Here is a 12,777-nt window from a genome sequence, read left to right as displayed (position 1 = left end):
GCTGCCGGCAGCGCGGCTCAGCGCATCACCACCAACGCCACCGGCACACCCAGCACGGCGACCAGCATGCCCAGCACCGACAACGTCAATGCCAGCGCACCAAAGGCCCGCGCGCGTGCGCAGCCGGTCGCACCGGCAACCGCCTGGACCGCAGCGATCGACCACCACAGCCCGCCCAGCAGCAGCATCAGCACCGCCATGGCCACCTGCGCCAGCCGGGCCGGATCGTGCACAGCGGTCCGGAACAGGACGATATCGCCACCGAGCGCGACCAGCGTCGCCAGCAGGCAGACCAGCCATGGCAAGGCACTGCCCAGCAGCGCCGGCAGCAACACCGCAAACTCCGCAGTGCCGCCCATCCAGCGCAGCATCCACTGCAGCAACACGCAGCCCACCAGCGCGATGGCCAGCATGATCGCCACGGCGATGGCGTGCACCCACAACGGCTGCGGAGACACCCACATCCAGCTCGAGAGCACCAGGATCAGGCCGAACACGCACCACGCGCTCCAGTGCGCGCCGGCCTGCATGTGCAGGCGCTGCGCAACGGTGTGCGGATCGAACAGCATCCCGCCCAAGCCACCGCCGCGCCACCAGGCCAGGCATGCCAGCACCAGCACGATCAGCGCCAGCAGCGCGGCCAGCGGATAGACAAAGACGTGCATCTCCAGCGGCTGTCTGCGCGGGTGCGGCTTGAGGTCGTGATTGAAGTACAGCAGGTCGCGGGCACGCTCCATGTCGGCGGCTGCCCGCTTCACGCTGCTGGCGGGAATGCGGTCGGACAGCCGCTGCCACTCACCGACAATGACGATGCGCCCTTCGTGCGTGGAGACCGTGCGCGAGAACCGGAACCACGGGTTGGCGACCACCTGCGTATCGGCTTCCACCCGCACCGCCGGGTCTACCCGCACCCGCACCGTCTGCCGCGCCAGCCGCGGGCCGCCCAGCGCCAGCGGGCTCTTGCGCGCCGCAGTGGGCAGGGCGTCCATCCATTCGCCGAGCTGGAACAGCGGGAAGCCCAGCTCGTCGCCCTCGTCGGTCGGCCACTCCAGGCGGTAGGCCTCGTGCGTGCGCACGTTCAACACATCGGTCGCGTCGATGGTCGGCACGCCGACCTGCGTCAGCGCGGTGTAGTACTGCTGCATGAATTCAAGGTAGTGCTCGCCGACTGCCTGCGCACCGTTGTCGTCGAAGCTGGTCGCCACGCGCTCGCCACGTCCCTGGCGATACGTCGTGTCCACGGTGAAGGTCGCCACGCGCTGCGGCTTGCGCAGCGAGATCACGATCTCCTCGTCCACCTCGACCTGCGGCAGCGTCGGCATCGGCGATGGCACCGCCACCAGATCGCGCTGCCCGGCCACGACCGGCAGGCCGCGCACGAACGGCAACGGCCGGCGTTGCGCCAGCGGGCCCTCTTCGCGGTCGCGTGTGGCATCCACCCATACCTCGCCCTGCGGCAGGTGCGCGCGCACCACCACGTGGTCGAACGCATACGGACTGGGCAAGCGCAGATCCAGCCCGTGGCCCTTGTCGCTGCTGACCAGCACCGGCTCGGCGCGGATGCCGGCCAGCTGCAGCAGCGCGATCAACAGCGTCGCCTTGTCCTTGCAGTCGCCGTAGCGATTGCGCAGCGTCACTTCCGGCGTATGCGGCGCGTGCGAGTTCTCGCCCATGTCCAGGCCGACGTAACGGATCTCGCCCTGCACGAAGGCCACTGCACGCAGCAGTGCGCCCTGCGGGTCGTCGCGGCGCAGCTGCAGGTTCTGCACCATCCCGTCGGCAACGCGCGCGTCCTTGAACGCGTGCGGATACAACTGCGCTGCCCATACCGCCACTGCCGCCCAGTTGCCGGCAGTGGAGACTTCGATCCGGCCATACGGATCGACATCCTCCGGGGTGTCCTTTTCTTCCTGCACGGCGGGCAGGTCGCGTGCGGCGATGTCCAGTGTCGCCACATCGCCGGTGCGGCTGACGTTGCGGCTGAAACCGGGCGCAGTCACCCGCCACTGCAATCCCATGCCGGCCGGATGCCGCACCCGCACCCGGCGCTCGCCCAGCGCTACGCCGTAGCGCGCATCGAATACGTCGTAATAGCCCTTGCCGAACACCGGATTGCTGCCGGTGATGGTCACGCCGTAATCGACCCGGTCGCCCACGCGCAGGTCCGGCAAGGTGATCGACAGCGTCAGCGCGCCATCGATCAAACCGTCTTCCAGTCCGCTTTCGCGGCGCAACCGGGCGTAGTGCGCCTGCTTGCGCATGTCGATGCGCCTGCCGTCGCGCCAGACCTCCAGGCTGTTGAGCGCCAGCTGCTGGTACTGCGGCTGGTAATCGATGGAGATCTGCCCGGCTTCGTCCAGACTTTTCGCACGCTGCACGGTGTAACTGAGGCGGCGATACGCCTCCGGCGCCGCGCCGGTCAGATCGACCTGATCGGACACCAGTTCATAGCGCAACCCGCTGGCACCGGGCGCCTTGTCGGGCACCGCATCGGCGATGACCCAGGCCGGTGGCGGCGCCATGCGCGGCGCTTCGCTGGCCCGTGCCGGTGCGATCACGCTCGTAACCACCGCCAGCATGCAGCTCATCCAGAACACGCCACGCAGGCGTCGCCTCCCATCCCTGTCGATCAACACCCACTCCTCGTCAAAACGCATTGAGTCCCGTCAGCGCACGCCCGACCACCAACTGATGCACGGTCTCGGTACCCTCGTAGGTGATCACCGATTCCAGGTTCAGCGCATGCCGGATCGCCACATGCTCGGTGGTGATGCCGGCCGCGCCCAGCAGATCGCGGCACTCGCGCGCCACATCCAGGGCCATGCGGCAATTATTCCACTTTGCCAGCGAGATCTGTTCCGGCCGCAGCTGGCCGGCCTGCTTCAGCCGCCCGAGCTGCAGCGCCAGCAGCTGCGCGGTGGAAATCCGCCGCGCCATGTCGGCCAGCTTGATCTGCGCGCTCTGCGTGGCCGCCAGCGGCCGGCCGAACAGGATGCGCTGCCCGCTGTAGGCCAGCGCCTCGCGCAGACAGGCCACCGCCGCACCGATCGCGCCCCAGGCGATGCCATAGCGCGCCTGATTGAGGCACCCCAGCGGCGCCTTCAGACCGGCCGCGTTCGGCAGGCGCATCTGCTCCGGCACGTAGACGTTGTCCAGGAACAAGCCCGAGGTCACCGACGCGCGCAGGCTCATCTTGTGCGCGATGTCCTGCGCACTGAAGCCGGCGCTGCCGGTCTCCACCATAAAGCCGCACACGCCGTCATCGGTATGCGCCCAGATGATCGCCAGGCCGGCAATGCTGCCGTTGGTGATCCACATCTTGGCCCCGTTCAAGCGCCAGCCGTCGCCCTGCCGCACCGCACGCGTGGTCATCGCGGCCGGATCCGAGCCGCCCTGCGCTTCGCTCAGCCCGAAACAGCCGATCAGGCGGCCGGCGGCCATCTCCGGTAACCAGCGCTGGCGCTGCTCGTCGCTGCCGTAGGCATGGATCGGGTACATGCACAGCGAGGACTGCACGCTGACGAAGCTGCGCAGGCCGCTGTCGCCGCGCTCCAGTTCCTGGCAGATCAATCCGTACGCCACCGCGCCGAGGCCCGCGCCGCCGTCGCGGACCGGCAGGCTGGCACCCAGCAAGCCGAGCTCGGCCAGTTCCGGTACCCATTCGCGCGGAAAGCGCGCTGCGTCGAAGGCATCGCCAATCGCCGGCAGCACCCGCGTATCGGTGAAGCGCGCCACCGCATTCTGCACTGCCCGCTCTTCGTCGGTCAGCAGCGCACGTACATCGAATAGATCATCGGGGCGCACCGGCATGTCGGCTTCCACGGCAGGAGAAGTGGCGATTATCAGCCAGTTGCCGGCCGAACATGGCGGCGACCTGTTCAGCGCACGGACGTTGTCACCAGCGCCTGAAAACGAAAAGAGCCGGCAATGCCGGCTCCTTTCTTGCCAACCAGCGATCCTGGGCGGATCGCTGCCAGCGGTTTACTGACGCGTGCTGCCCGCATCCACACGAACGCCCCTGTCACCGGCGGTCGAAGCGGTCTGGGTCACCAGCTGACCGTCGACCACCGGCAGGCGATCGCTGGCCGGCTTGTCGTTCATGCGCACGGTCTTCTCGAAACCGTCGTAGCGGTAGGTCACGTCGTAGGCCACCACGTTGTCGGCATCGCCCAGCGAGATGCGCTCGCCCGGCTTGCTGTCCATGCGCATGGTGCCGGTGGTGCCGTCGGCATTGCGGTAGGTCACGTCGTAACCGACCACGCGCGAGGACTGCGAATTGGCATTTTCGGTATGGCACTGGCGCTCGGTGCGATCCACCACGCGGCCGCCGACATGATTGCGGTCTACACGGTTACCGACCATACCGCCACCGACCGCACCGGCCACCGTGGCCAGCTTGCGGCCGTTGCCGCCGCCGACCTGGTTGCCGAGCAGACCGCCGATCACCGCACCGGCGACGGTGCCGCCGACATTGCCATCGCGCTCGGGCAGACGTTCCTGCACCACCACATCGCGGCAGACTTCGCGCGGCGAGGAGCTGGTGGTGGTTTCGCGGATAGCCGCGCTGTTGACGACCTGCGCATACTGCGGCTCGCGCTCGGTGATCGGTGCAACCTTGACCACGTCGGCGTATTCCAGACCACGCGGTGCCGGCTCGCCGTTGGCGACGAAATCGCCGGACGACGGGCGATTGTTCATGAAGGCGGCCGTGGCCACGCCTCCAACCAGCAACGCACCAGCAGCGACCAGTATAGTTGTCGTATTGCTCTTCATGATCCAGCTCCGTGCGGACACGCCGCGTTGTTGACGGCGTGATTCCAGCACGCGAACCCTGAACAAAAACGCCCTCGCTCATGAACGCCGCAGTTAAGTTCAGCTAGCGGTTATTTCATGCACTTCTAACAGCCGGAGCATCCGCATGCGCAATCCCGTCACCTCGCGCGCCCTGGAGTGGGCCAGCAAGCTGCGCTACCCCACCTTGTTCAAGCTGGCGGCGGCGCTGTTTCTGGTCGACTTGGTGCTCCCGGACCCGATCCCGTTCCTGGACGAGCTGCTGTTCGGCCTGACCACGCTGCTGCTGGCCAACTGGAAGACCCGCAAGGCACCGCTGCCCGCGCCGGTGCGCCACGATTGATGCAGCTGGTCGATAGCCACTGCCATCTGGATGCCGGCGAGTTCGACCACGACCGCGCCGCGGTGATCGCGCGCGCGCAGGCGGCCGGTGTCGTGCAGCAGGTGATCCCGGCGATCACCGCCGCCAGCTGGCCGGCGCTGCGCTCCGTCTGCACCCAGGCCCCCGGGTTGCACCCCGCCTACGGGCTGCACCCGATCTTTCTCGATCAGCACCGCCCCGAACACCTGCAGCTGCTGGCCGAGTGGATCGAGCGCGAGCGGCCCTGCGCCATTGGCGAGTGCGGGCTGGACTTCTATCTGGACGGGCTGGACGCGCAGATGCAGCGCGATTATTTCGACGGGCAACTGCAGCTGGCCAAGCGCTTCGAGCTGCCGCTGATCGTGCATGCGCGGCGCGCCACCGAAGAGGTTATCGCCCGCATCAAGGCCGTGGGCGGCCTACGCGGTGTAGTGCACAGCTTTGCCGGCAGCCCCGAACAGGCGCAGCAATTGTGGAAGCTGGATTTCATGATCGGCCTGGGCGGCCCGGTGACCTACCCGCGTGCCAATCGCCTGCGCGGCCTGGCTGCAACGATGCCGCTGGACTGGCTGCTGCTGGAAACCGATGCGCCGGATCAGCCCGACGCCAGCATCCGCGGCCAACGCAACGAGCCGGCCTACCTGCGCACGGTGCTGGACTGCATCGCACAGCTACGCGGCGAGGCGGCCGAGCACATCACCGCGCAGACCACCGCCAACGCACGGCGGTTGTTCGGGTTGCCGGGCTGATCGCACTGCCCGTTGCCGCATGAGGCGGCAACAGGGCACTCACCCCGCCGAGGCAGCCTCGGCAACAGGCTTGGCAGCAGCCACCTTCGGCTTGAGCAACATCTCCAGCGCCTTGCCCACCGCGACAAACGCAAAGGTGCCGGTGATATGCGTGGCTGCGCCCAGCCCGGCTCCGCAATCCAGTTTGAGTGTGGCGTCGGCATCCAGCTGCGGACGGATGCCGCAGACGCTGCCATCGGCCTGCGGGTATTTGACGTTCTCCAGCGAGTACACCGCCGGCACGCCGAAATAGCGCTGCGGATTCTTGGGGAAGTTGAATTCGCTGCGCAGCTTCTTGCGGATCAGCGCCAGCATCGCGTCGTGTTCGGTGCGCGAGACATCGCGTACCCGCACCAGGGTGGGATCGGTGCGCCCGCCAGCTGCGCCCACCGTCAGCAAGGGCAGCTTGCGTCGACGGCACCAGGCGATGGTTTCCACCTTCACCCGGAAGCTGTCGCAGGCATCGATCACCAGGTCGAACGTATCGCCGAGCAGCTGTTCGATATTGCCGGCGGTGAGGAACGACTCCACCGCATCGGCCTCGATTTCCGGGTTGATCGCCACGCAGCGCTCGGCCATCGCGCGCGCCTTGTTGCGTCCGTACTGCCCTGCCAGCGCCGGCAGCTGCCGGTTGGTGTTGGACACGCACAGGTCGTCGGCATCGATCAGGCGGATGTGGCCGACGCCGGTACGCGCCAGCGCCTCGACCACCCACGAGCCCACGCCGCCCATCCCCACCACTGCCACGCGGCAGGCGGCCAGCCGCTCCACCGTGCCGACTCCGTACAGCCGGTCGATACCGGCAAAGCGTTCACGCCATTGTGCTTTCATCGGCCTATTTTACGCGCGCTGATCAGCGCGCGCCCATCGACATACTGATGTCCGCGCCCACCGGAGTTCCGTCCATGCCCGCCCCACCCACCGAACAATCGCGTGCGTCCCGCTATGCCTTCCTGCTGGTGCTGGGCATCCTGATCGGGCTGGTGTGCACGGTGATGGTGGCGCGCGTGCTGCAGGCCAGACGCAACCCGGTGCCGGACAGCCTGATGCAGGTGATGGCTTACCAAGTGCGCGCCCTGCAAGCCGATACCGATGGTGGCTGCAACTCCACACGCCAGCGAGCGCGACTGCAATCGCTGCGCCTGCTTGCCGGCGAACTGGAGCCGGCCTTTCCGGACATCGGCGAGGACCGCCGCTTCGGCGAGCATGCCAGCGCCCTGCGCACTGTCCTGGACCAGGCACGGCGCACACATCCAGCCGATTGCGCCGCGCTTGCCGCAGTCAGGCCACAGATCAATGACGCCTGCGAGGCCTGTCATCGCGACTTCCGCTGAACCGGCATCGCACTGCCGCATCAATGCGCACGGCAGCGGCGGTGAACAGGACGCTCGGGTTTCGTTAAGCCTGGAGTGATCCAGTTGGCAGACCGTTCACCCTGACCAACACAGGATGACGTCGCCGCGGCCCTGACCGCTTTTTCGAACCACCCCGGAGAGACCTCATGAAGACCCGACTGCTCGTCATTGGCCTGGCTGCAACCGCAACGCTGGTTGGCTGCGCCACCTCCCAGCCCCAGTACGGCAGCTACCGCGGCGACCGCGGCTACGATCAGGGCTACTCGCAGCCGCAGGCACGCTGCGTGGATTGCGGCATCGTGACCCGCATCGATGAAGTCGGCCCGACCCGCAGCGCTCCCACCGGCACCGGTGCGGTGCTCGGCGGCATCGTCGGCGCGGTGGCCGGTCGCCAGATCTCCAAGGAGACCGGTGGCAGCAAGGGCAACAAGAACGTCTCGGCCGTGGCCGGTGCCGCCGCCGGCGCGCTGGCGGGCAATGCGATCCAGAACAACGTCACCAGCGACAGCTTCGATGTGCAGGTGCGCATGGACGACGGCCGCGTGATCGTGGTGAACCAGCGCGACCTGGCTGGCGTGCGCGAAAATGCCTATGTGCGGGTGGTCAACGGCAAGGTCGTGCTGCGCTGACCGGCGCGCTTACCAGTAGCGGCCAGTAAGTCACTGCGCCCACCGTCAAGCCGGCGCAGTTGGTCCCCGGAATTGGCATGCATCCCACGTGTACTTCGATTTCTTCGTGCCCGCCTGACGACTGCTCGCTACGTTCGATTCGCCAGTGTTGGCGAATGACAGAAAGGCCCGGCGACGGGCCTTTCTGCTGTCTGCACGATGGCCTGCCGTGTTGCGCCGCGCTCAGACCACCTGCACTGCATCGGCCTGCAGGCCCTTCTGTCCCTGCACGACGGTGAAGCTGACCTTCTGGCCTTCCTTGAGGCTCTTGAAGCCCTGGATCTGGATCGCACGGAAATGGACGAAGACGTCCTCGCCGTTTTCGCGACTGATGAAGCCAAAACCCTTGGCATCGTTGAACCACTTCACGACACCATTTTCGCGTTCGATATTGGACATCTCGACTGACTCCCTACGACACTGTGATGGACTGACGGTGGTGGCTGTGATTGCAAGGAGGAAGCGAGGTACAAGGATGTAGCGGATCGAACGATCTACCGCATCAGGCCACGATTCACGGTGACCGTTGCAAACAGCAGCGCTGGCAACTTAACCCGCGCCAAACGAATTTTCAAGCAACCCTTGCGCAATTTTGTCAAGCCTGAAATAGGACATTTTTAAACATCATGGATACCACCGTCGTCTACTACATCCTGGCTGGCGTACTGGTCCTGATCGGCCTTGCCGGGGTGGTCCTGCCGGCGCTGCCAGGCCTGCCATTGGTGTTCGCGGGACTGCTGGTGGCCGCCTGGGCAGATGGCTTTGCCCACGTCGGTTGGGTAGCGCTGGTGATCCTGGGCCTGATGACGGCGTTGTCGTTTGCGATCGACTTCCTTGCCACCGTGTACGGCGCCCAGCGGGTCGGTGCCAGCAAGGCGGCACTGTGGGGCTCGGTGATCGGCTCGGTCGTCGGCATCTTCTTCATGCCGATCGGCTTGTTCGTCGGCCCGTTCGCCGGCGCGTGGCTCGGCGAATACTGGCAGACCCGCAAATCCGACCAGGCCACCAAGGTCGGCTTTGGCACCTGGCTGGGCATCGTGTTCGGCACCGCCACCAAGCTGGCACTGGGCCTGTGCATGCTGGGCGTGTTCGCCATTGCCTGGTTTTTCTAGCGGATTTCCAGCGTTCACAGACGCTGATTGGGTCGGCTGATCGCCCGGACACTGACGACGCAGGCACCCACGCGATCGCGGCCAGCTATCGATTGCAGGCGTCGCCCGGATGTTATGCCACCGTGTACACACCGCGTATGCAGGCGCGACCGTTAAGCTTCGCATCTGACGCGCCTGCCTGGCGCCTTCATTCGGCCAGACTGACCATGTCCAAGCACCGCACCCGTCCCTTGATGCTGATTGCCCTGGCCGCCGCGCCGCTGGCGCACGCACAGGAAATCGCCCCTACCCCCGCCTCGCCGCAGGCCTGCACTTCCGTCACCTCGGATGCGGCACGGCTTGCCTGCTACGACCAGGCGCTGGGCTATACCCCGCAGCTGACCGCCGAGGCCGATGCCGCCGCGCAGATCGCCAAGCAGAAAGAGTCCAAGCCGCAGGACGAACGTGCCATCAGCCGCGTCGGCGACTTCTTCCGCGCCGATGGCCAGGATCAGCCCAAGGCCGAGGCGGTCGCCAACGCCGGCCGCGGTTCGTTGCTGGACCGCCGCTGGGAGCTGGCCAAGGACTCCAAGCTGGGCACCTTCCAGTTGCGCGGCTACAAGCCGGTCTACCTGCTGCCGGCGTTTTGGACCAGCGACTCCAACCGCACCCCGCAGTCGCCGAACCCGGCCAACTCGGTGTCCACCCCGCAGCAACTGGACAGCACCGAACTGAAGTTCCAGCTCAGCTTCAAGACCAAGGTGGTCGAGGATCTGTTCGGCGACAACGGCGACATCTGGATGGGCTACACCCAGAGTTCGCGCTGGCAGGCCTACAACACCGATGCCTCGCGCCCGTTCCGCGAAACCAATTACGAGCCGGAAGCGATGCTGGTGTTCCGCAACAACTACAGCCTGTTCGGCTGGAAGGGCCGCATGAGCGGCATCAGCATCAACCACATGTCCAACGGCCGCGAAGATCCGCTGTCGCGCTCCTGGAACCGGGTCATTCTCAACATCGGGCTGGACCGCGAGAACTGGGCATTGACGCTGCGCCCGTGGTTCCGCATCAAGGAAGACCGCGCCGACGACAACAATCCCGATATCGAGGATTACATGGGCCGTGGCGACGCCACCCTGGTCTACAACAAGGACGGGCATGAAGTGGCGTTGATTGCGCGGCATTCGCTGCGCGGCGGCGACCGCTCGCATGGCTCGGTGCAGCTGGATTACGGCTTCCCGATCACCAACCTGCTGCGTGGTCACGTGCAGGTGTTCGACGGCTACGGCGAAAGCCTGATCGACTACAACCACAAGGCCACCTACATCGGCCTGGGCGTGTCGTTGCTGGAGTGGTTCTAAGCACATCGCACTGCTGCGTTGAGCAAGGTCGAAAAATATTGAAAGCCGGCATGCGCGCATGCCGGCTTTTTACTTGTGGACTTGCAACTTGGAGCGGCAAAACGTAGCAAGCAGTCGTCAGCTGGGCGCGCAGGAATCGTAGTGCATGCGTGGCATGCAGGTTCCGGACACGGCCCACGCCTGCCTGGCGATGAGCGCAGCAGTTTGATAGCCCCTCCAAGTTCCACAGCGCTGACAGCTAGGCTGCTCCACACCCTCCGCACATACAAAAAAGACAGCGCAGGAGATCATCCTGCGCTGTCTTCATGAAACGGCTTTGGCAGCGATCAGACGTCGAAGAAATCAACCTTGCCATCTTTCAAGGTGTAGTACGCACCGACCACGCGAACATTGCCTGCGCGCAGCGGTTCGAGCAGCGCCGGCTCGGACGCGCCACGCAGGCGGTCGACGGTGCGCTTGACGTTGGCCTTGACCGAGGCCGCCAGCAGGTCGTCGCCGCCCTTGCTCTTGGCGGTCAGCACGGCCGGGACGATCGGCTCGATCATCGCGCCGATCGCACCCGGGAAGAATGCGTTCTTCTCCACCACCGACACCGCCGCGGCGACCGCGCCACAGCTCTCGTGGCCCATCACCACCACCAGCGGCACGCCAAGCTGGCTGACCGCGTATTCGATCGAGCCCAGTGCCGTGGTGTCGACGGTGTTGCCGGCATTGCGGACGATGAACATCTCGCCTAGGCCACGGCCAAACAGCAGTTCCGGCGGCACGCGCGAATCCGAGCACGACACCAGAATCACGAACGGGGTCTGCCCCAGCGCCAGTTCCAGACGGCGCTTGCTGTCGGAAATGACCTTCTTGGGACGGTTTTCCACGAAGGCGGCATTGCCGTCACGCAGCACCTGCAATGCCTGCTCGGCATTGAGATCGGTCTTCTTCGACGGCGCCGCACCGACGGCGAACGGCAGTGACGCGGCGGCGGCCGCGATCGGCGCACAACAGGCACATTGCAGCAGTTTTCGACGGGATGCGGAATGCGACATGGACGAGCCCCTGCTCTCTGGTTGTCTGGCGATCGTACACTGCGCCAGGCGCGGCACCACGGCGCGACTGGAGCTTGTGTCGACACGATTTCGCGGCCCGCGCCCTTCGGTTCAGGTCCAGTCCGTCAGACCCTCACGGCGATAGGTTTCCTGAAATGCCGGGCGGGCTTTCATTCGCTGCGCATGCGCCTGCAAGGCCGGCCAGCTATCGCTGGGACGGGGCATGTTGCGCGACCAACGCATCATCATGGTCAGCATGAAATCGGCCGCCGACAGGGTCTGCCCGAGCAGATACGGGCCGTTGGCCTGCAGGTGCGTATCGACCCGGGCCCAGGCCGCCTCCAGTCTGGCGCGCGCCTGGGATTGCGCGGCTTCGGCGTGCGCGGCACCGGCCGGCTCGTCCGGATAGAACCAGGCCCGGTACGCCGGCTGCAAGGTGTTGGCGCAGAAGAACATCCACTGGTAGTACGCCGCCCGCTCGGGGGTGCCGAGCGGTGGTGCCAGCCCGGCCTGCGGATGCAGGTCGGCCAGATGCAGCACGATCGCGGCCGCCTCGGTCAGCACGTGTCCGTCGAGCACCAGCGTCGGCACCACGCCGGCCGGATTGAGCGCCAGATACTGCGGCGATTTCTGCTCGGCGCGTTCGAAATCCAGCGGATGCAGTACGTGCGGCACCTCCAGTTCGATCAACAGCCAATGCACGACCAGTGCGGCAGTGCTGGGGGCGTGGTACAGCGTGGTGGTCATGCAAACTCCTTCGTCAGTTGGTACAGGAACGCAAGCAGGCGAGCTTGCGGGGTTCACAGCGATTGACATCGCTCTGCTGCGTGCAATCGAACACCTGGGCCATGCAATTGGCCCGCTGCGCCGGATTCTGGGTTGCATCGCAGCTCTTTCCGCGTGGTGCAACCGCCATGCGGCAGCTGCTTTCGCTGGGCCGGTCGGCGGCGCACTGCGCGGCGCGGCGGTTGCATTGCGCGATGCAGCGCTCCATCGCCGAGGGGCCGTTGAAGCGCGTGGCGGTGTCGCTGGGCTTGAGCGGCTTTTTCTCGGCAAACGGTACTGGCGCGGTGGGTTGCGGCGCATAGTTGCCGGACGGAAACAGCACGGTGGGCTGGGTCTTTTGTTGCGCTACCAGAGGCAGGCTGGCGCACACCAGGAAGGCGAGGCAGACGAGACGGAGCATTCCTGTTCTCCTGAGGGGTGCCGGCATGTATGCCCCGAGCATAGCCCGTTCCTGTTGGGCCGTCCCGCCACCCTACGTGAGACACGCATGCAGGCGTTTTTTCCAGCATATAGGCAGCGCGCGAACAGCAGGCAGC

Annotated in this window: 15 protein-coding genes; 7 read left to right on the top strand and 8 right to left on the bottom strand. The window is 66.0% G+C overall.

Translation table 11 applies throughout. The features are described from left to right. Positions 1–17 precede the first annotated feature (17 nt). Positions 18–2,579, bottom strand: a complete 2,562-nt coding sequence (locus ABQY74_RS07735; RefSeq protein WP_349793839.1) for a DUF3857 domain-containing protein — start codon at positions 2,577–2,579, stop codon at positions 18–20. Between the two features lie 67 nt (positions 2,580–2,646). Then, positions 2,647–3,822, bottom strand: coding sequence for an acyl-CoA dehydrogenase family protein (locus ABQY74_RS07730; RefSeq protein ID WP_349793775.1), 1,176 nt, complete (start codon positions 3,820–3,822; stop codon positions 2,647–2,649). On the opposite strand from ABQY74_RS07730, the gene ABQY74_RS07725 reads away from it, so the two are divergent. Then, on the top strand, positions 3,809–3,988 hold the full coding sequence (locus tag ABQY74_RS07725) for a hypothetical protein (protein WP_372470111.1): 180 nt from the start codon (positions 3,809–3,811) through the stop codon (positions 3,986–3,988). The genes ABQY74_RS07730 and ABQY74_RS07725 overlap by 14 nt on opposite strands. Here ABQY74_RS07725 and ABQY74_RS07720 read toward each other — a convergent pair. Then, positions 3,982–4,773 carry a glycine zipper 2TM domain-containing protein gene (locus ABQY74_RS07720; protein WP_006451921.1) on the bottom strand — a complete coding sequence of 264 codons (792 nt, stop codon included), beginning with the start codon at positions 4,771–4,773 and terminating at the stop codon, positions 3,982–3,984. The two genes, ABQY74_RS07725 and ABQY74_RS07720, sit on opposite strands and share 7 nt — an antisense overlap. Before the next feature lie 145 nt (positions 4,774–4,918). Here ABQY74_RS07720 and ABQY74_RS07715 point away from each other — a divergent pair, with 145 nt between their 5' ends. Both ABQY74_RS07715 and ABQY74_RS07710 read left to right on the top strand, forming a co-directional pair. Then, positions 4,919–5,134: a DUF6116 family protein gene (locus ABQY74_RS07715; protein ID WP_104600787.1), complete on the top strand. Its 216-nt coding sequence runs from the start codon at positions 4,919–4,921 to the stop codon at positions 5,132–5,134. Then, positions 5,134–5,901, top strand: coding sequence for a TatD family hydrolase (locus ABQY74_RS07710; RefSeq protein ID WP_104600788.1), 768 nt, complete (start codon positions 5,134–5,136; stop codon positions 5,899–5,901). Before ABQY74_RS07715 ends, ABQY74_RS07710 begins: the two co-directional genes overlap by 1 nt. A gap of 39 nt (positions 5,902–5,940) precedes the next feature. Here ABQY74_RS07710 and ABQY74_RS07705 read toward each other — a convergent pair whose 3' ends face one another. Beyond that, positions 5,941–6,771, bottom strand: a complete 831-nt coding sequence (locus ABQY74_RS07705) for a tRNA threonylcarbamoyladenosine dehydratase (RefSeq protein ID WP_349793778.1) — start codon at positions 6,769–6,771, stop codon at positions 5,941–5,943. A gap of 74 nt (positions 6,772–6,845) precedes the next feature. Between ABQY74_RS07705 and ABQY74_RS07700 the strand changes: the two genes are divergently transcribed. Then, positions 6,846–7,274 (top strand): hypothetical protein, encoded by a 429-nt coding sequence (locus tag ABQY74_RS07700; protein ID WP_349793780.1) that lies wholly within the window; start codon positions 6,846–6,848, stop codon positions 7,272–7,274. A gap of 167 nt (positions 7,275–7,441) precedes the next feature. Next, positions 7,442–7,924: a glycine zipper 2TM domain-containing protein gene (locus ABQY74_RS07695; protein ID WP_016902706.1), complete on the top strand. Its 483-nt coding sequence runs from the start codon at positions 7,442–7,444 to the stop codon at positions 7,922–7,924. A 222-nt stretch (positions 7,925–8,146) separates the two neighbouring features. On the opposite strand, the gene ABQY74_RS07690 is transcribed toward ABQY74_RS07695, so the two are convergent. Next, on the bottom strand, positions 8,147–8,362 hold the full coding sequence (locus ABQY74_RS07690; protein WP_003483561.1) for a cold-shock protein: 216 nt from the start codon (positions 8,360–8,362) through the stop codon (positions 8,147–8,149). Between the two features lie 227 nt (positions 8,363–8,589). Between ABQY74_RS07690 and ABQY74_RS07685 the strand changes: the two genes are divergently transcribed. Beyond that, complete coding sequence (locus ABQY74_RS07685; protein WP_016902705.1) at positions 8,590–9,075, top strand: DUF456 domain-containing protein; 486 nt, start codon at positions 8,590–8,592, stop codon at positions 9,073–9,075. Positions 9,076–9,281: 206 nt separating this feature from the next. After that, positions 9,282–10,415 carry a phospholipase A gene (locus tag ABQY74_RS07680; protein ID WP_016902704.1) on the top strand — a complete coding sequence of 378 codons (1,134 nt, stop codon included), beginning with the start codon at positions 9,282–9,284 and terminating at the stop codon, positions 10,413–10,415. Between the two features lie 326 nt (positions 10,416–10,741). Here the strand turns inward: ABQY74_RS07680 and ABQY74_RS07675 are convergent, their stop codons facing one another. The 3 genes from ABQY74_RS07675 to ABQY74_RS07665 form a co-directional block, all read right to left on the bottom strand. Then, a complete protein-coding gene (locus ABQY74_RS07675) occupies positions 10,742–11,380 on the bottom strand; it encodes a carbonic anhydrase (RefSeq protein WP_024938923.1) in 639 nt (212 codons plus the stop codon). A gap of 186 nt (positions 11,381–11,566) precedes the next feature. Then, on the bottom strand, positions 11,567–12,202 hold the full coding sequence (locus ABQY74_RS07670; RefSeq protein WP_349793781.1) for a glutathione S-transferase family protein: 636 nt from the start codon (positions 12,200–12,202) through the stop codon (positions 11,567–11,569). A gap of 13 nt (positions 12,203–12,215) precedes the next feature. Then, on the bottom strand, positions 12,216–12,668 hold the full coding sequence (locus tag ABQY74_RS07665) for a hypothetical protein (protein ID WP_372470060.1): 453 nt from the start codon (positions 12,666–12,668) through the stop codon (positions 12,216–12,218). Positions 12,669–12,777: the final 109 nt, after the last annotated feature.

It is taken from the genome of Xanthomonas sp. WHRI 7064 (assembly GCF_040202355.2).
Classification (GTDB): domain Bacteria; phylum Pseudomonadota; class Gammaproteobacteria; order Xanthomonadales; family Xanthomonadaceae; genus Xanthomonas; species Xanthomonas arboricola.
Note: the sequence above shows the minus strand (reverse complement) of the source record. Positions and strands in the feature narration are given on the sequence as shown.